This is a genomic window from Micromonospora lutea (assembly GCF_016863535.1).
GTDB classification, from domain to species: Bacteria; Actinomycetota; Actinomycetes; order Mycobacteriales; family Micromonosporaceae; genus Micromonospora; species Micromonospora lutea.
In genome coordinates this window covers 39,189-56,793 of sequence record NZ_BOPB01000037.1, presented here as the reverse complement: position 1 = coordinate 56,793, position 17,605 = coordinate 39,189, and the positions used below count along the sequence as shown (strand labels likewise).

Sequence of the window (17,605 nt, the reverse complement as noted above, 5' to 3'; positions counted from 1 at the left end):
CGAGGGCACCGCGTAGCTCACCGAGCAACCCGCCGCCGCGGCACTCGCCGGCATCGCCACGGCCAGCGCCGTCGAGGCCAGCAGCGCGGCACTTAATGAGGCCAGACAGGCATTGACGCGTCTGGTTCTGGACATGAGACATCCTCCCGGCCGAGGTAACCATTCGACTTTGACGCTGATCAGTGTTAGGTGAGCGTTAACAGTCGTGTCGTGTATATTACGGGAGCGCTCCCACACCCTCAAGACACCGATCGGAGATCGTCGATCAACCAACCGCGATTCGGCTGGCAGCCACGGCCACCCAGGTTGGCGGACGCACATGGGAGGCGGCGCAACCCGGGCCCGCCCTGGAAAGTGAGCGTTCTCAGCAGGTTGCGACGGATGGCGTCACCCAGGCTCAACCACACATCTCCTGAAGGGCACATCAGCGATGAAACGTGTGACGAGAAGACTCAGAGTCAACGCCGCCCGGGCATCGGTCGGCGCCGTGCTCCTGGCATCGACCGCGGTCGCCGTGGCCCTGCCGGCCGGCGCGGCGGCGGCGGGCTGTTCGGTGACCTACGCGGTCTCCTCACAGTGGCAGGGCGGCTTCGGCGCCAACGTCGGCATCACCAATCTCGGTGATCCGGTGACCAGTTGGACGCTGACCTGGGACTACGCCGCCGGGCAGCGCGTCACCGAGGCGTGGAACAGCACGGTGACCCAGAATGGCGCGGCGGTCACCGCCCGCAACGTCAGCTACAACGGCAGCATCCCCACCAACGGCACGACCTCGTTCGGCTTCAACGGGTCGTGGTCCGGCAGTAATCCGGCGCCGACCAGCTTCGCCCTCAACGGCGTGACCTGCACCGGCGGCACCACACCCACCACCCCGCCGACGACCACTCCGCCTCCCCCGACCACTCCGCCTCCCCCGACCGGCCCGGCGGACATCACGGTCAACACCGCCACCAGATACCAGACCGTCGACGGATTCGGCGCGGCCACCCCGATCTGGGGCGGCACCTGGTCGGCGGCCGAGACGCAGACCCTGGTCGGGCTCGGTGCCAACCAGCTCGGTCTGTCCATCGTGCGTACCGGCATCTCGCCGGTCTCCGGTGAGTGGTCCACCCAGGTCAACGCCCTGCGTACGGCGAAGTCCGCGGGATCCGACGTGAAGATCCTCGCCTCGCCGTGGACCGCACCGGCGGAATGGAAGACCAACAACAGCCGAGTCAACGGCGGCAAGCTGCGCACCGACCGCTACGCCGACTACGCGAACCACCTGAACAGCTACGTCCAGTACATGCGCAACCAGGGCGTGACCATCGACGTCACCTCGGTGCAGAACGAACCGGACTGGCACCCGGACTACGACTCGATGGACTGGAGCGGCACCGAGCTACGCAACTTCGTACGCGACCACGGCACCCGCGTGCAGAACACCAAGCTGATGGTCGCCGAGGCGGTGAACCTGAACTACACCTACACCGACCCGACCCTGAACGACACGACCGCCCGCAACAACATCGGCTACATCGGCGGCCACCTGTACGGCACCGAGCAGTCCGGCCGGCTGCGGTCCTATCCCCTGGCCGACCAGCACAACAAGCCGGTGTGGATGACCGAGTGGAACCTGCACGCCGCCGACGGCAACGGCTCCAACATCTGGGGCAACCCCGGCAACCAGACGGTCTGGAACGAGACGCTCGACGACATCATGCGCACGGTGCACCGGTCGATGGAGGCCAACTGGACCGCCTACGTCTGGTGGTACGGCAAGCGTTACTACTCCTTCATCGGTGACGGCGAGGCGGCCTTCGGCACCACGGCCGGTGCCCCGCTCAAGCGCGGTTACGCCTTCTCGCAGTACGCCAAGTACGTCCGTCCCGGCTACCAGCGGGTCGCCCTGACGAAGAGCACCAAGGCGTCACCGTTGGAGGTGACCGCCTACACCGGCGGCGGCAAGACCACGCTGGTGATCCTGAACCGCTCGACCAACGCGGTCAACAATGCCGTGATCCAGGTGCCGCAGAACATCACCCGGGCCGAGCACTACCTCACCTCGCAGAACGCGAACGCGGCCAGTCAGTCGGTCAGCGTGAACGGCGGCCAGGTCTCCGTCAACGTCGGGGCACGCAGCATCTCCACAGTCGTGCTCACCCCCTGACGAGTCTCAGCTCCACCGGGGTGTGCGGATGTGGTCGCACCCGCACACCCCGGCAGCCACCACCTGGCCCCACGACAGCGGAACTCACGACGTGAGCAGCCCACGAGCAACCAGGTACGCACGCAACGTCTCAGCGTCCTCGGCGGACATCAGGCGGCGTGGGATCACCGTCGCCGGCATCCGCCCCACGTACACGATCCAGAACTCAGGGGTGGACCTCACCTGGGACACCCCGTCCCAGGCGATGCCACCGGACTCCGAGCCGCTCCGCATCATGATGTTGTCCTCGGTGATGTCGTAGCCACCCTCGACGGCGTAGCCACTGGAACGGCGTCGTGCGCGCAGCCGCAGCCACGGCCAGTACAGCAACGCCAGCAGGCCGCCCACGACCATCGCCATCCAGAGGGGCCGGGTCTGGTCACCCCACCCGAACCCCTGCGAGACGACGAGACCGATCGCACCGACCGTCACCAGCACCGCGCCGATGTAGCTGTACCTGCGCTGCTGAGCACTGCTGAGCGCGGCGGCCACGCGGCCCGGATAGGCGGGATCGGCTGGTACGTCGAAACGGATGTGCACGCCGCCACGATAGTGCCTCCGCCCGCCCGCAACGGCTCACTGATAGCTGAGGGTCTCCCGGACGGTCAGCCGGGCGGCTCGGCGGGCCGCGACCAGCGTCGCCACGGCCGCTGCGGCGACCGAGAGCACCAGCCAGGCGACGAGGCCACCAGGTGCGAGGTGCAGCGGCAGTGGCAGGCCGAAGGAGATCCTGCCGAGCAGTTCGCCGACCAGGGCGGACAGCGGCACTCCGAGAGCGATCGCCACAAGTGAGCCGAGCAGGCCGGTCAGGGTGCCTTCGAGCACGACCATGCGGCGGATGGTGGCGGGACGGGCACCGATGGCCTGCATGACGCCGTACTCGCGGGTGCGTTGGGTCACGGTGATGCTCATCGTGGCCGCCAACCCGAGGACGCCGACAGCCGCCATCAGCGTGGCGAGCGCGAGCAGGGTGCCGATGAAGATGGCCACGTGTTCGTCGATCGCCGTACGAAGGTCCTCGGTGAGCATTGACTCACCGACCACCACCCCAGCCGAGTCGAGTGCCGCCTCCACCTGACCGGCCACGGTCGCGGTGTCGCCGACGGTGATGATGTGGAGCATGTTGGCGGTCCCCGGCTCCACGAACCGGCTCACGCTCTGCGGGCTCGTGTACGCGGTGGCCGGTCCCCCGGCCTCCGCGACGGTGCCGACGAGCCGCCACCTCCCCACCACCCCGTCGACGGCCAGATAGACGTCGTCGCCGACGCGCGGATCGCCGAGCCGCGACACGGCGCTCTGGTTCAGCACGACACCGTCGATGTCCCCGGCCCCCAACCAGCGGCCGGCGGTGACGTCGAAGTCGACCATGCGAGTGGGCACGGGTAGCGCGGCGAGCAGGAATCGGCCGTGCCCGTCGTCGGGGTAGGTGCGCTGCACCTCGATGCGTCCGTCCGCGGTCGCGGGCGTGGCCACCAGCGAGACGAACGGTTCCGCCGCGACCACGCCGTCGACGGCGTTCACGGCCCCGGTGATGGTGTCGACCGGTGCCGATGAGGCGAGCCGCAGCTGCGCGTCGTAGGCGCGCCGGGCCATGCCGTCGTCGACCCAGCTTCGCCAGGCAGCGGAGCTGTTGAGCCCGCTGGTGAACATGGCACCACCGGCGGCGAGCAGGGCCAGCGTCAGCACCAGCCGACCCCGGTTGCGCAGCAGATTGCGCAGGGCGAGGGTGCTGAGTCGGCCACCGCGCAGCCGGGTCAGCCACCGATCGCTGCGCCGACTGCCCACCCCGGTGCCGGCCCCGTGCTCGTCGAGCGCGGTCCGTACGGTGATCCGAGCCGCGCGTACCAGCGGTACGAGCGCCACCGCCAGTGGAATCGCGAGCCCGGCGGCGAGATAACTCGCAGGCACCCACCACGGCGTCACCCGGTTGGCGATCTCGACGTTGAGCATCTCGGCCACCAGCCCGGTCAGCCCGTACCCGGCCAGCAGCGCCGGACCGACGGCCAGCACGGTGGCGGTCGCGGCGATCACGGCAACCGCTCCCAGGTACACCCGCAGCAACTGGCCGGTCGTCGCACCGACGGTCTTCATGATGCCGATCTGACGGGTCTGTGCCGCCAACATCCCACCGAGGGTCGCCGCCACCAGAACCCCGGCGAGAATCAGGGCTGCCACGGCGAACGCCAGGAACATGCCTGTGATCGTTTCGGACTGGCTGTGGTGTGGATGCTGGTACGGAGGTGCCTGGATCAGCCGCACCTGGCGGCCCTGGGCGGTCAGCCATGCCGCGACGGCGGTCGCGGTCGCCTCCACACTTGCCTCGTCCCGCTCGGGCGTGACGATGCGTAACTCGTCGGCCGACGCGGTGAAGCCGAGCCGAGCCAGCCCGGCCGGGGTGAGATAGCCGTAGCCGGTGCTCTCCTGTGCGGCCGGGGCCAACGCGGCGTCGTAGACGGTGCCGGAGACCCGTACCTCGGTGGTCGCGCCGGAAGGGCCGGCGACCGCCAGACGATCGCCGGCTGCCGCGTCGAGGACCGGCTCTGCGGTGCGTTCGATGAGCAGCTCACCGTCGGCGGGCGGCCAGGCGCCGGACTTCAGCCGCAGCTTCGCCACCCGCATCGGGTCATCCGGCGCGATGACGAACAGCAGCATGCGACGCCACTGGTCACCGACCCGGACCCGGGTCAGCACGGTCTGCCGCGCCGCGGCGTCCGTCACACCGGGTCGGGTGCGGACCTGGGCGAGCAGGGCCGCGTCGACGCCGCCCTGTACCTCCAGGGTCGCGCTCGCCGGATTGGTGCCGGCATAGGCCGCCGCGGCCTCCCGGACGATCACGGTACGGGCGATGAGGAGCGCGCCGACACCGGACATGGCCACCGCGATCGCCAGGATCATGAGCGCGACCCGGCCCCGGGCGGCGGACAGGTCCCGCCACATCTTCACCGTCCGGGGGCGCATCACGTCGAAACCACCACGTCCTCCACCACCCGACCGTCGGCCAACGTGACCAGCCGGTCGGCGTACCCGGAAAGGTCCCGCTCATGGGTGACCATCACGACGGCCTTGCCACCGTGGGCCAACTCCCGGAACAGTTCCAGCACCGACCCGGCGGTGGCACTGTCGAGATTGCCGGTTGGTTCGTCCGCCAGGAGAACCGGCGGGTCGTTGGCCAGTGCCCGGGCGATCGCCGCCCGCTGCTGCTGTCCGCCGGACAGCTCGGCGGGCACCTTGTCAGCGTGTTCGGCGATCCCCACGCGGTCCAACAACTCCAACGCGAGTGGCCGGCGACGGCGCGCCGCGACCGTGCCGCAGAAGTCCATCGGCAGCATCACGTTCTCGGCGACGGTCAGCGTCGGCAGCAACTGGAAGAACTGGAACACCAGTCCGACCGCGCGACCCCGCCAGGCCGCCAGCTTGGTCTCGGGTACCTCGTGCACGGCGGTCCCGGCCACCCAGATCTCCCCGGCGGTCGGCCGGTCGATCCCCGCGAGCAGGTTCAACAGTGTCGTCTTGCCGCTGCCCGACCGGCCCACCACGGCCGTGAGTTCGCCGGCGTCCACCGAGATGTCCACCCCGCCGAGCGCGGGAAACTCACCACCTGGAACGGGATACGTCTTCGCCACGCCACGCACCTGGATGACCGGCTCGTCCGTCCGTGGGCTCGTGCTCGAACGGCTGGTGCGGTGACGCGTCACGGTCAACGCCTACCCTTCTCATGCCAGCGGCCGGGCACGGCAACCGTTCGGGCGACAGGCCTGTGTCTGCACCTGTCGCCGCCACTCTGCCGGACGTGGCGGTGCTGGACCGCGTCCTGACAGAATTGTGAAAGGTCTCCCTGGCCTGCGGACGTCCCGCGCTGGTCGGGACGGGGCCGTCAGCCGGCCCGGATGCGGAGGCCAGGCAGCAGGCACCGGAGCCGTCCTAGGACGAAGGTGTTGCTTTCCTGCGCTCGGCCACGTGCTGACTCGCCAGGCAGTTTGTCGGTCAGACGTCCGGGTACGGGTTCACGAGGGCGGATCGAGGCGCGTGGGATCCGCCAGATCTGGTCCAGGAGGCGAGTCGATGGTGAATCGCGGACCGGGTGGACACCGCCGAGAGCACGCTACGGTCGCTGGTCTACGCCGGACTCCCGCGAATCACCCGGCGCCAGCGCGGCGGACAATCACGCGAGCATGCCCCTCGACCGAGACGGAGGACAGGTGAACGGCACTCAGACCGGTGGACGACGACATCGGGTGGTGATCGTCGGCTCCGGCTTCGGCGGTCTCTTCGCGGCGAAGGCACTGCGCCGCGCGCCGGTGGACGTGACGATCGTCGCGCGGACCACCCACCACCTGTTCCAACCGCTGCTGTACCAGGTCGCCACCGGCATCCTCTCCCCCGGCGAGGTGGCACCGGCGACTCGCGAGATCCTGCGCCGCCAGCGCAACGTCGAGGTCCTGCTCGGCGAGGTCACCGACATCGACCTGGAGCGCCGCACGATCACCGCGAACGCGCCCCTGACCACGTTCACCACGGAGTACGACAGCCTCATCGTCGCGGCCGGCGCAGCCCAGTCGTACTTCGGCCACGACGAGTTCGCCGAGCACGCTCCCGGGATGAAGAGCATCGACGACGCGCTCGAGCTGCGCGGGCGGATCTTCGGGGCGTTCGAGCTGGCGGAACTGGAGACCGACCCGGCGGCGGTCGAGCGGTGGATGACCTTCGTGGTGGTCGGCGCCGGACCGACCGGCGTGGAGATGGCCGGGCAGATCGCCGAGCTGGCGCACCGGACCCTGCCGGGCGAGTTCCGGCGGATCGACCCACGCAAGGCACGGATCGTGCTGCTGGACGCGGCCGACTCGGTTCTCGGCACGTTCGGCGAGCAGTTGTCCGCCAAGGCACTGCGGCAGCTGCGCCGACTCGGCGTCGAGGTGTCGTTGGGCACCACCGTGGTGGGTGTGGACGACGCCGGCATCGATCTGGTCGACGGCAACGGTCAGCGGAGCAGGATCGGCTGCATGACGAAGATCTGGGCGGCCGGGGTGTCGGGATCGCCGCTCGGAGCGCGGCTGGCGGCTGCCGCCGGCACCGAGACCGACCGGGCCGGACGGGTCAAGGTCGAGCCGGACTGCACCCTGCCCGGGTACCCGGAGGTGTTCGTCGTCGGTGACCTGATGGCGCTGGACCGGCTGCCGGGCGTCGCCCAGGTGGCGATCCAGGGTGGGCAGCACGCGGCGCGGCAGATCATCCGGCAGGTACGCGGAGAGCCGGCGCGACAGCCGTTCCGGTACCGCGACAAGGGAAGCATGGCCACCATCTCGCGTTTCTCCGCCGTGGCCACCATCGGCCGACTGCGGCTCTCCGGCTTCACCGGGTGGCTGCTCTGGCTCGCCGTGCACCTGCTGTACCTGGTCGGCTTCAAGAACCGGGTCACCGCCGTGCTGCACTGGTTCGTCAGCTTCATCGGACGGGGCCGCTCCGAACGGACGGTCACCTTGCAGCAGGTGCTGGCCCGCGTCGCGTTGCAGCAGGTCACCGGAGCGGCCGACCGGCTGGTTCCCGGAGCCGGTGGCACCCCGAGCGCACCAGCGGACACCGCACCGGTCGCCCCGCCGCACCAGCGACCGGACGCAGCGGTACCAGGACCCGAGGCGGCACGGCGCGGGGCACCGGAGTCGACCACCGGCTGACCTGCGGTCGTCGGTAAGGCTGATGACCAGCGACCACCTGACCAGGCCGCGTCCACGCTAGCGCGGTACCTCGTGCAGGGTGACGGCGGTGAGCCGACCGTCGGTCACCTCGGCGGTGAGGTACGTCGCGCACGGCTGGCGACGCCGGTCGGTCGGTGAACCGGGATTGAGCAACCGCAGACCACCGGGGGCCTCGCTGTCCCAGGGGATGTGGGAGTGGCCGAAGATCAGCAGGTCGCAGCCAGGGAAGCGAGCCGCGCACCGCCGCTCCCGGCCGCTGGCCGGCCCGGTCTCGTGCACCACCGCGATCCGCAGGCCGGCGACCTCCACCCGGGCGACCTCCGGCAGCCGGGCGCGCAGGTCCGGACCGTCGTTGTTGCCGTGGACGCCGACCAGCCGGGCGCTGCGCTGCTCCAACTCGTCGAGAAGTGTGGCGCTGACCCAGTCGCCGGCATGGATGACGAGGTCTGCGGCGTCGACGGCAGCCCACAGCCCGGGCGGCAGGTCACGGGCGCGTTTGGGCAGGTGGGTGTCTGCCATGATGACCAACCGCACCCGGTCAGGGTAACCCTCCGCGGCCGCGACGCGCGGGTGCACGGCGGTCGGCGGTGCCTCGCCGCGCGCGACCGCGCGGTCGAGCATGGAATCGTGCGGGTTCTGCCGGACGGCTCGTGGACGCCGAAGGCCGCCTTCCACGCCCTGGCCGACTACGGCCGCACCCGCGCGCGGGCCACGACGTCCTCCTGACGCGGTGAGTCCGCTTCCACCTTGCTCCTCACGCGGCGTCATGTCCGATAGTCGGTGCCATGGCGGAGCACCTGACCGTGGGACGGGTGGCGGAGTTGGCCGGCATCACCGTCCGAACCCTGCACCACTACGACGAGATCGACCTCCTCAAGCCCTCCGCGCGGACCACTGCCGGGCATCGGGCCTACTCCCCCGACGACGTGCAGCGCCTCCGGGAGGTGCTCGCCTACCGTCGGCTCGGCTTCGGGCTGCGGGAGATCGCTGATCTGGTCGACGATCCGACCACCGACGCGGTCGCGCACCTGTGCCGGTTGCGTGACCTGCTGACCGATCAACGCGACCGTGCGGCCGCCATGGTGACGGCCATCGACCGGGAACTGGGCGCCCGAGCGATGGGAATCAGGACGACGCCGGAGGAGCAACTGAGAATGTTCGGACCGCAGTTGTACGACGCCATCGGATCCGCCTACCCCGCCACCCGACGCACCGAGCCGCGGATCGCCGCGCGCATCTGGGATGCCCTGGGTGACGCACGGACGGTGCTGAACGTCGGTGCGGGAACCGGATCGTACGAACCGCCCGACCGTGATGTCACGGCGGTGGAACCGTCGGCGGTCATGCGGGCGCAACGACCCCCCGGTGCGGCCCCCTGCGTGGCCGCAGCCGCGGAACGTCTGCCGTTCGAGGACCAGTCCTTCGACGCCGCGATGGCGGTCAGCACCGTCCACCACTGGCCGGACCCGGTCGCCGGGCTGCGTGAGATGCGTCGGGTGGCCCGCCGCGTGGTGGTGTTCACCTACGACGCCGACGACACCGGTTGGCGTCAGCGTTTCTGGCTCACCCGTGACTACCTGCCCGAGTTCGCGGACCTTCTCGTCGGGTGGCCGTCCCTGGCCGACCTGACCAGCGCGATAGGCGGAAGCGCCGAGCCGGTGCTCGTGCCGTGGGACTGCGCGGACGGGTTCTTCGAGGCGTACTGGCGTCGGCCCGAGGCGTATCTGGATGAACACGTACGCCGCGCGGTGTCGGTGTGGACCAGAGTCGGCCCACAGGCCGAGCAGCGGGCGGTCAGCAGACTCCGTGAAGACCTGTCCTCGGGCCGGTGGGCCGAGCGCAACCGCGACCTCGTCGCCCTCGACACTGCCGAACTCGGCCTCCGCCTGCTCGTAGCCTGAACCGTCGTGCGGGGACGATGTCCGGGGTGGGCGATAGCGTCATCGCCATGAGCCTGCTCGACCGCCGTGCCCTCAACCGGGCGCTGCTCGCCCGTCAGCTCCTGTTGCGGCGGCACGACATGCCGGTCACCGACGCCCTTGAGCACCTGGTCGGGTTGCAGGCACAGGAGCCCTTGGAGCCGTACGTCGGGCTGTGGAGCCGGCTGGTCGGTTTCCAGCCGTCGGCACTGGCCGAACTGCTGCTGAGCCGCCGGGCGGTGCGCACCCTGTTGATGCGCCGCACCCTGCACCTGGTGACCGCGGACGACTGCGTCACGTTGCGACCGGCCCACCAGACGATGCTGGTGTCACGCGCATGGTCGACGTGGCGTCGGGAGTTGTCCGGCGTCGACCTCGACGAGCTGGCGAAACTGGGCAGGCCGCTGTTCGAGGAGCGGCCGCGACAGCTGACCGAGGCGGCCCGCGTCATCGCCGACCGTTGGCCGGGTGTGCCGGCGCGTACGTTGGGCGACGCGCTCAGCACGCTCGTGCCGCTCGTGCAGGTGCCACCCCGTGGGGTCTGGGGCGAGCGCGCCGGTGCGTACAACACCACGATCGAGGCGTGGCTGGGCCGGCCGTTGCCGCCGGCGTCCCCCGCCACCGTCGACGCGCTGGTCCTGCGCTACCTCGCCGCGTACGGCCCGGCGGCCACCGCTGACATCCGCGCCTGGTCCGGGTTGACCGGGCTACGCGAGTCCGTCCAACGACTGCGACCGTCGTTGCGGACGTTCCGCGACGAACGCGGCCGTGAACTGCTCGACGTGCCCGACGGCGCGCTGCCCGACCCGCAGACCCCGGCGCCGCCACGCTTCCTGCCGGCGTTCGACAACGCGGTGCTCGGCTACGACGACCGCAGCCGCGTCATCGACGCCGAGCATCGCGGGTTGAGCGTCACCGGTGCACGCTTCCTGCTGGTCGACGGCCGGGTCTCGGGCACCTGGGCGGTCACCGTCGACGGTGGCGCGGCCGCCTTGCGGATCGCGGCGCTGCGCCCGCTCACGGCGGTGGAGCGGGATGCCGTCGTCGCTGAGGGCGAAAGCCTGCTGACCATGTTTCAGCCCGAGCCGCGACACCCCAACCGTGTCACGATCGCGGACGCGTGACACCCGCGAGGGCGCTGCGTCTGGCGCGATTGAGCGCCATCCAACGTCGATTCGATCCGCTTCCCATCCACGCCCACGACGCCGCCGTGTACACCCGTAACGCCGAGGACCTTGCAGGCCTCGAAGACCTCATCACGATCCACACAATCTGACTTTCATCGCCGAACCCGGTCTCGGCGAAGCCGTCACGGATCGCTCGCGCGCGGAGATCGGCATCCCGCAGCAAACGGAAGGGCGGCTGGGTAGGGGTACTCAGCCGAAAACCGTGTGCGGGGCTCAGGTGTGGACGCCGCCGCACCGACAGGCTGTCGTCATGGCCGAACTGCCCCACCGACACATCGCTCTGCGTACCGCCGATTCGCCCTTGCCGGCCGTGGCCGCGCGCATCCGCCAGGCCGTGCTGGGGACGCTCGGCCGCCTGGTCGCCGCGCTGAGCCGGCTCGTCTGTCGTCACCCCGCCGGATGGCGGTGGTCGGCACGACGGCATCATCCGGTCCTGGACCGGCTGGCTGCCGCGAACGCCCAGGCGACCTGCGTACGAGCAGCCCGGCAGGTGCCCGCGTACCGGGCCTTCCTGCGTGCCCGCCCCGGTGTCCGTCGACGGTTGAGTGACTATCCGGAAACCGACAAGTTCAGCTACGTGACGGCTCACGACACCGCCGCACGCTGCTGGAACGGGCGGTTGCCCCGTCGTGGGGTGGTGGTCGACGAGTCGGCCGGCTCCTCGGGGCAGCCGTTCAACTGGCCTCGCGGGGAACGGGAGCTGCGCGCGGTGCACCGCGACATCGCCGGCTACACCGGGCTGGTGTTTCCGACGCGCCGTCCGTTCGTCATCAACGCCTACTCGATGGGCGCCTGGGCGACCGGGACGACGACCGGCGCCGCGATGGCCCGCATCGCCGTGGTCAAGAACACCGGCCCGGACCTCGGGAAGATCGCCGACACGCTGCGCGAGTTCGGTCCCGACTTCGACTACCTGGTGACCGCCTACCCGCCGTTTCTCAAGCATCTGCGCGACCAACTCGACGCCGAGGGCTTCCCCTGGTCGCGCTACCGCATCTTCGCCAACTGCGGTGGCGAGCCGATGACCGAGGCGCTGCGCGACTACCTGGAGCAGCGGTTCGCCCTGGTGCGTTCGGCGTACGGGGCCTCGGACCTGACCATCGGTATCGGCGCGGAGACCCGGTTCACGGTGTGGCTGCGGCGACGGTTGCAGACCGATCGTGGACTGCGGACCGCGCTGCTCGGCGCCGACGAGCAGCGACTCCCGATGGTGTTCCAGTACAACCCGTTCACCACCTTCCTGGAGACGAACGAGCGACAGGAGCTGATCTGCACGGTCACCGGTGACGTGTTGCAACCCCGGCTGCGCTACAACGTCGGGGACGAGGCGCTGCTGCTGCCGTACCGGCGGGTCGTCGAGCTGGCGCAGGCCGACCCGGTACGCCGAGCCGAACTGCGTACCGTCCTCTCGGTCGAGCGGATGACCCTGCCGGTGCTGCTGCTCTTCGGCCGGCGTGATTCCACGGTCTCCTACCTGGGGGCGAACCTCTATCCGCAGGACGTCGAGTACGGCCTCTACACCGGCAACCCGCACGCCGCCGAGATCAACGCGTTCTGTCTGGCGCTGGCCGAGGATGCGGCGCTGGAGACCCGGCCGGTGATCCACCTCGAACTGCGCCGCCCGTTGAGCGCCGGCCAGCGCGACGCGCTCGCCGCCGCCTGCCGCAGCGGGGTACGCCGGCACCTCACCTCGGTCTCGCGGGATTTCGCCCAGTCGCTCGTGGAGGACCCGACCGCCGGTGACCTGCGGGTGGAGCTGCATGAACCGGGCAGTGGCCCGTTCGCCGGCCCACAGAAGATCAAAAACGTCTACCTGGTGAGGTGACCCATGCGTACCCGTGACTTCTCCCGCGCTCCCGCCCAGGCCCGCGCCGGCGCCATGTTCATCGGCGGGACCCGCTACACCAATCCCCTGGTGCTGCTGCGGCTGGCGCCGGCCTGGTTCCGGATGGTCCGTGACATGCGGCGGATGTCCGGCTACTGCTGGCACACCGTCTACTGGCAGTTCCCGTTGACCCTCGGCACGATCGCGTTCTTCACCGACCGCGACGCGATGCTGCGGTTCGCCCGTACCCGCCACCACCGGCGGTTGATGGTCTGGCTGACCGACGGCACCCGGAACGCGACCGCCGGCTTCATCCGGCTCTACAGCGCCGCACCGGACGGATACTCCAACGGCGCGTGGCGCGCCGAAGGCCCGGAGATGGGACACATCAGCACCTTCACCCCGCTGGGCGCGGAGACGACCGGGCCGGCGGTCCGGCGGTGAGTTCCCACCGGTTCGAACGGGTCACCAGCCGCCGCGAGCTGCGGCAGTTCCTGGCCTTCACCGACCGGCTGTACGCCGCCGAACCGCGTCACGTGCCTGTCCCCCGGCAGCAGATCCGACGGTGGTGGCGCGACGGAGTGCCGCTGTATCTGCTGCGCGACGCCGCCGGTGCGGTGGTCGGGCGCACCACACTGCACACCGACGCGGACTTCGACGCCAAGCTCGGCCGACGGTGCCAACTGTTCGGGCTGACCGAGTTCACCGAATCGGCGGCCGGACCGCTGTTCGACGCGATCACCGCGCACGCCGACGCCGACCGGGAGCTGTTGTTCGGTCCGGTGGCGCTGCTGCCGAACCAGGCCGGCGGGGTGATCACCTCCGGGTACGCCGAGCGGGGCTTCGTCGACAGCGCCTGGAACCCGCCGCGCCACGTGGCCGCCTACGAGGCGTACGGGTTTCACCGTAGGTTCGAGTCGGACACCTGGATCTGCCCGGTGACCGCCCCGACCCGACCGGCGCCGGCCTCCTCACACATCGAGCCGGACGGTGCCCGGCTCGAACTGCACCACGGTGACGTCCGGCGGCTCGACGAGCAGCTCGACCTGCTGCGCGGCATGCTCAACGCCTCCTTCGCCCAGCTCGGCTACTACACCCCGATCTCCGCAGCGCAACTGCGGCGGCAGACCGACGGGCTGGCGTACCTGCTCGACGAGTCGCTGCTGCTCTATCTGACCCGCGACGGGCTGCCGGTGGCCTTCGTGCTCTGCGTACCGGACATCAGCGAGTTCCTGGTCCGGGTCCGCGGCGACCTGCACCCGGTCAACCAGCTGCGCCTGCTGGCCGCGCGCCGCCGCTACCGGCGGGAGGCGGTGCTCATCATCAAGGGCGTGCTGCCGCAGCATCAGGGGCGCGGCTACCAGCGGTTGCTCTCCGCGCACCTGCACCACAACCTGCACACCGCCGGCTACACCACGCTGCGCAGCACCTACGTCGGGCGGGACAACCCGGCTTCGGCCGCGCAGTATCGGCGGCTCGGTGGACGCCCGTTGCACGGGTACACCTTCTACGCCAAGGAGCTGTAGGTGGACATCGCCGCGTTCCGTGCGCTCGAGCCGCTGTGCTGGCGGGCCCCGAGCGCGCACAACACCCAGCCGTGGCGGTTGCGCTACGAGCCCGGGGCGATTCACCTCGGGTGGGACGCGGCCGACACGCTGCCGGTGGCCGACCCCACCGGCCGGGACCTGCGCCTGTCCCTCGGGGCGTTCGTCGAGACGTGTCTGATCGTCGCGGCCGACGCCGGGTTGCGACTGGAGTACGCCGCCGACCACGACGAGCGGCACCGCCGGGTGGGGTGGCTGCGGCCGGCCCGGCACCCCTACCAGACGCCGTTTCGCACCACCGACGTGTGGGAGCGTCGTACCGACCGGGGTCGCCTCGCCGACGGGCCGGAACAGGACACGCTCGCGGCGCTCGACGCGGTCGCCCGGCAGGCCGGTGGCGGCGTCCGCGCCGTGCCGGAGCCCGCCCGCCTCGCTGCGCTGCTGCGCACCGCCGACCGGCAGCAGTACGCCGACCCGGCGGTCGTCGCGGAGCTGCGTCGCTGGCTGCGGCTGGACCCGACGCATCCGAGCTATGACGTGGACGGGCTCAGCGACCGGTGCCTGGCGTTGTCGCGTCCCGCCGCGACCGGGTTGCGCGCGGCACTGGCCGCCTATCCGCTGCTGCGGCCGTTGGGCTTGCCGAGGTTGCTCGCCGCCGCCGACGACCCGCTCGCGCGCGGTGGCGCCGTGCTGGTCCTCATCGCCCCGGCCGACCTCGACCGGACCGGGCAGGTCGAGGTCGGCCGGGTGCTGATGCGGATCTGGTTGACCCTGCACACCGCCGGGCTGGCCGCTCATCCGCTGAGCCAGCTCATCGACGTCGCCGCCACCCGCACGGCCCTCGGCGCGCTGCTCGACGTCGCACCGGACCGGCTGCTGCATGTCGCCAGAGTGGGTCGGCCCAACCGACCGGCGCCCCGATCGGCGCGCCGGGTCGGCGGTGCCTGAGGGCGGTGCGCCGCGTGGGCGACCAGCGGTCACGCGGCGTGCGGCCACGCGCCGATCAGCCGTTGCGGCGTACCTCGGCGGCGGCCCCGACCAGGTGCCGCAGAGCGGCCTCGACCTCGGGGTAGGCGCGGGTTTTCAGGCCGCAGTCCGGGTTCACCCACAACCTGCGGGCCGGCACGGCCGCCACGGCCCGGCGCAACGCCTCGACGACCTCGGCACGCGGTGGCACCCGGGGCGAGTGGATGTCCCACACCCCCGGGCCGACGCCCCGGCCGTAGCCGATCGCGGCGAGGTCGTCGAGGACCTCCATCTTGGAACGGGACGCTTCGATGCTGGTGACGTCGGCGTCGAGGGCGTCGATGGCGGTGATCACCTCACCGAATTCGGAGTAGCACAGGTGGGTGTGGATCTGGGTGTCGTCGGCGACGCCGCTGGTGGCCAGCCGGAACGCACCGACGGCCCAGTCCAGGTACGCCTTCTGGTCGGCCCTGCGCAGCGGCAACGTCTCGCGCAGCGCCGGCTCGTCGACCTGGATGACCCGGATTCCGGCGGCCTCCAGGTCCCGGCACTCGTCGCGCAGCGCCAACGCGACCTGGTCGGCGGTGTCGGCCAAAGGTTGGTCGGTGCGGACGAACGACCAGGCCAGGATGGTGACCGGGCCGGTGAGCATGCCCTTGACCGGTTTGCTCGTCAGCGACTGCGCGTAGGTGGACCAGTCAACCGTCATCGGCGCCGTGCGGGACACGTCGCCGTGGATGATCGGCGGGCGTACGCAGCGGGAGCCGTAGGACTGGACCCAGCCGTGTTCGGTGGCGGCGAACCCGTCGAGCTGTTCGGCGAAGTACTGCACCATGTCGTTGCGTTCCGGTTCGCCGTGCACCAGCACGTCCAGGCCCAACTCTTCCTGCAACCGGATGACCTGCGCCACCTCCGCGCGCATCCGTTGGACGTAACCGGCGTCGTCGAGGCCGCCCGCCCGGTGCGCGGCGCGGGCCTTGCGCAGCCCGGCGGTCTGCGGGAACGACCCGATCGTGGTGGTCGGCAGCTCCGGCATGGCCAGCCGTTCCTGCTGGCGGGCGGCCCGGGTGGGATAGTCGCCGCGCTGTCGGTCGGCCGGGCGCAGCGCGGCGAGGCGGCCACGGACCTCGTCGTGACGCCAGGCGGTCGGGGCGGCCGGTAGTGGCGCCGGTAGCGCGGTGGTGCCGTCGCGCAACGCGCGGCCGAGCAGGACGATCTCGTCGACCTTCTGCCGGGCGAACGCCAGCCGCTCCGACAGCCGGGGGTCGAGGCGTGTCTCGGCGGACACGTCGACCGGGACGTGCAGCAGCGAACAGGACGAGGAGACGGCGACGTGGTCGGCCAGTGCGGTGACCGTCGCGCCCGCGGCCACGGCGGCCCGCAGGTCGGTACGCCAGATGTTCCGGCCGTCCACCAGCCCGGCGACGATCGTCTTGCCGCCCAGCGGCCCGGCGGCGGCGAGGCGGTGGAGGTTGCCCGGTCCGGCGACCAGGTCCAGGCCGACCGCGTCGACCGGGGTGTCCAGCAGAGCCGGCAGTGCGTCGCCGAGGTCACCGAAGTAGGTCGCCACGAAGATCTGTGGTCGGTGGGCGAGTTCACCGAGCCGGGTGTAGGCCCGGCGGAGGGCGTCGATCTCGGCCGGGCTACGGTCGGCGACGTAGGCGGGCTCGTCCAGTTGCACCCAGTCGACTCCCGCGTCGGCCAGGGCGGCGAGGATCTCGGCGTACGTCTCGACCAGGTCGTCGAGGCGGGCGAACGGATCGTCGCCCTTGGCCAGCAGCAGGAACGTGGCCGGTCCGACGAGCACCGGCCGGGTGGTGACGCCCAGGTCGCGGGCCTCGGCGTACTCGCCCAGCGCCTTCGCCGGGTTGGCGGTGAAGACGGTGTCGGCGTCGATTTCCGGCACCAGGTAGTGGTAGTTGGTGTCGAACCACTTCGTCAGCTCCAGCGCCGGCTCGGCGTCGACACCGCGCGCCATGGCGAAGTAGGTGTCCAGCGCGGACAGGCCCAGCCGAGCGAACCGGGTCGGGACCGCGCCGACCGCGACCGCGGTGTCGAGCATGTGGTCGTAGTAGGAGAACGTGTTCGACGGGATCGCGTCGAGCCGGGCGTCCCGCAGCGTCCGCCACACCTCGGCCCGCAACCCTGCCGCGACATGCTCCAGGGCGTCGGCGTCGATGGTGCCGGCCCAGTACGCCTCGACGGCCCTCTTCAGCTCACGATTGGCACCGATGCGTGGGTAGCCGAGCACGGTGCTCTGCCCGAATGCGGTACTCACCAAGG

General features: G+C 70.9%; 13 protein-coding genes. 8 read left to right on the top strand and 5 right to left on the bottom strand.

The window, feature by feature from the left end:
* Positions 1 to 430: 430 nt before the first annotated feature.
* Positions 431 to 2,149, top strand: coding sequence for a cellulose binding domain-containing protein (locus tag Vlu01_RS26445; RefSeq protein WP_204004598.1), 1,719 nt, complete (start codon positions 431 to 433; stop codon positions 2,147 to 2,149).
* 84 nt (positions 2,150 to 2,233) lie between these two features.
* Here Vlu01_RS26445 and Vlu01_RS26440 read toward each other — a convergent pair whose 3' ends face one another.
* From Vlu01_RS26440 to Vlu01_RS26430, 3 genes are read right to left on the bottom strand one after another with little or no spacing between them, the layout of a single operon-like run.
* Positions 2,234 to 2,728, bottom strand: coding sequence for a YcxB family protein (locus Vlu01_RS26440; protein ID WP_204004595.1), 495 nt, complete (start codon positions 2,726 to 2,728; stop codon positions 2,234 to 2,236).
* Between the two features lie 36 nt (positions 2,729 to 2,764).
* Positions 2,765 to 5,146, bottom strand: coding sequence for an ABC transporter permease (locus tag Vlu01_RS26435; protein WP_239096142.1), 2,382 nt, complete (start codon positions 5,144 to 5,146; stop codon positions 2,765 to 2,767).
* Complete coding sequence (locus Vlu01_RS26430; protein ID WP_239096140.1) at positions 5,146 to 5,811, bottom strand: ABC transporter ATP-binding protein; 666 nt, start codon at positions 5,809 to 5,811, stop codon at positions 5,146 to 5,148. The genes Vlu01_RS26435 and Vlu01_RS26430 overlap by 1 nt, the downstream gene beginning before the upstream one ends.
* Positions 5,812 to 6,387: 576 nt before the next feature.
* Here Vlu01_RS26430 and Vlu01_RS26425 point away from each other — a divergent pair.
* Positions 6,388 to 7,860 (top strand): NAD(P)/FAD-dependent oxidoreductase, encoded by a 1,473-nt coding sequence (locus tag Vlu01_RS26425; protein WP_239096139.1) that lies wholly within the window; start codon positions 6,388 to 6,390, stop codon positions 7,858 to 7,860.
* A 57-nt stretch (positions 7,861 to 7,917) separates the two neighbouring features.
* Here Vlu01_RS26425 and Vlu01_RS26420 read toward each other — a convergent pair whose 3' ends face one another.
* On the bottom strand, positions 7,918 to 8,415 hold the full coding sequence (locus tag Vlu01_RS26420) for a metallophosphoesterase family protein (protein WP_204004586.1): 498 nt from the start codon (positions 8,413 to 8,415) through the stop codon (positions 7,918 to 7,920).
* Between the two features lie 251 nt (positions 8,416 to 8,666).
* Between Vlu01_RS26420 and Vlu01_RS26415 the strand changes: the two genes are divergently transcribed.
* The 6 genes from Vlu01_RS26415 to Vlu01_RS26390 all read left to right on the top strand — a co-directional run bounded on the left by Vlu01_RS26415 (position 8,667) and on the right by Vlu01_RS26390 (position 15,304).
* Positions 8,667 to 9,782, top strand: a complete 1,116-nt coding sequence (locus Vlu01_RS26415) for a MerR family transcriptional regulator (protein WP_204004584.1) — start codon at positions 8,667 to 8,669, stop codon at positions 9,780 to 9,782.
* Positions 9,783 to 9,829: 47 nt separating this feature from the next.
* Positions 9,830 to 10,924, top strand: coding sequence for a winged helix DNA-binding domain-containing protein (locus Vlu01_RS26410; RefSeq protein ID WP_204004582.1), 1,095 nt, complete (start codon positions 9,830 to 9,832; stop codon positions 10,922 to 10,924).
* Positions 10,925 to 11,237: 313 nt separating this feature from the next.
* Positions 11,238 to 12,812, top strand: a complete 1,575-nt coding sequence (locus Vlu01_RS26405; RefSeq protein ID WP_204004580.1) for a phenylacetate--CoA ligase family protein — start codon at positions 11,238 to 11,240, stop codon at positions 12,810 to 12,812.
* Between the two features lie 3 nt (positions 12,813 to 12,815).
* Entirely contained in the window at positions 12,816 to 13,256 is a 441-nt protein-coding gene (locus Vlu01_RS26400; protein ID WP_204004578.1) for a DUF4188 domain-containing protein, read from the top strand.
* Positions 13,253 to 14,338 carry a GNAT family N-acetyltransferase gene (locus Vlu01_RS26395; protein WP_204004576.1) on the top strand — a complete coding sequence of 362 codons (1,086 nt, stop codon included), beginning with the start codon at positions 13,253 to 13,255 and terminating at the stop codon, positions 14,336 to 14,338. Before Vlu01_RS26400 ends, Vlu01_RS26395 begins: the two co-directional genes overlap by 4 nt.
* The gene (locus Vlu01_RS26390; RefSeq protein ID WP_204004574.1) at positions 14,339 to 15,304 is read left to right on the top strand and encodes a nitroreductase family protein; all 966 of its coding nucleotides are present in this window, start codon (positions 14,339 to 14,341) and stop codon (positions 15,302 to 15,304) included.
* A 55-nt stretch (positions 15,305 to 15,359) separates the two neighbouring features.
* On the opposite strand, the gene metE is transcribed toward Vlu01_RS26390, so the two are convergent.
* Complete coding sequence (gene metE, locus Vlu01_RS26385; protein WP_239096138.1) at positions 15,360 to 17,600, bottom strand: 5-methyltetrahydropteroyltriglutamate--homocysteine S-methyltransferase; 2,241 nt, start codon at positions 17,598 to 17,600, stop codon at positions 15,360 to 15,362.
* Positions 17,601 to 17,605 lie beyond the last annotated feature (5 nt).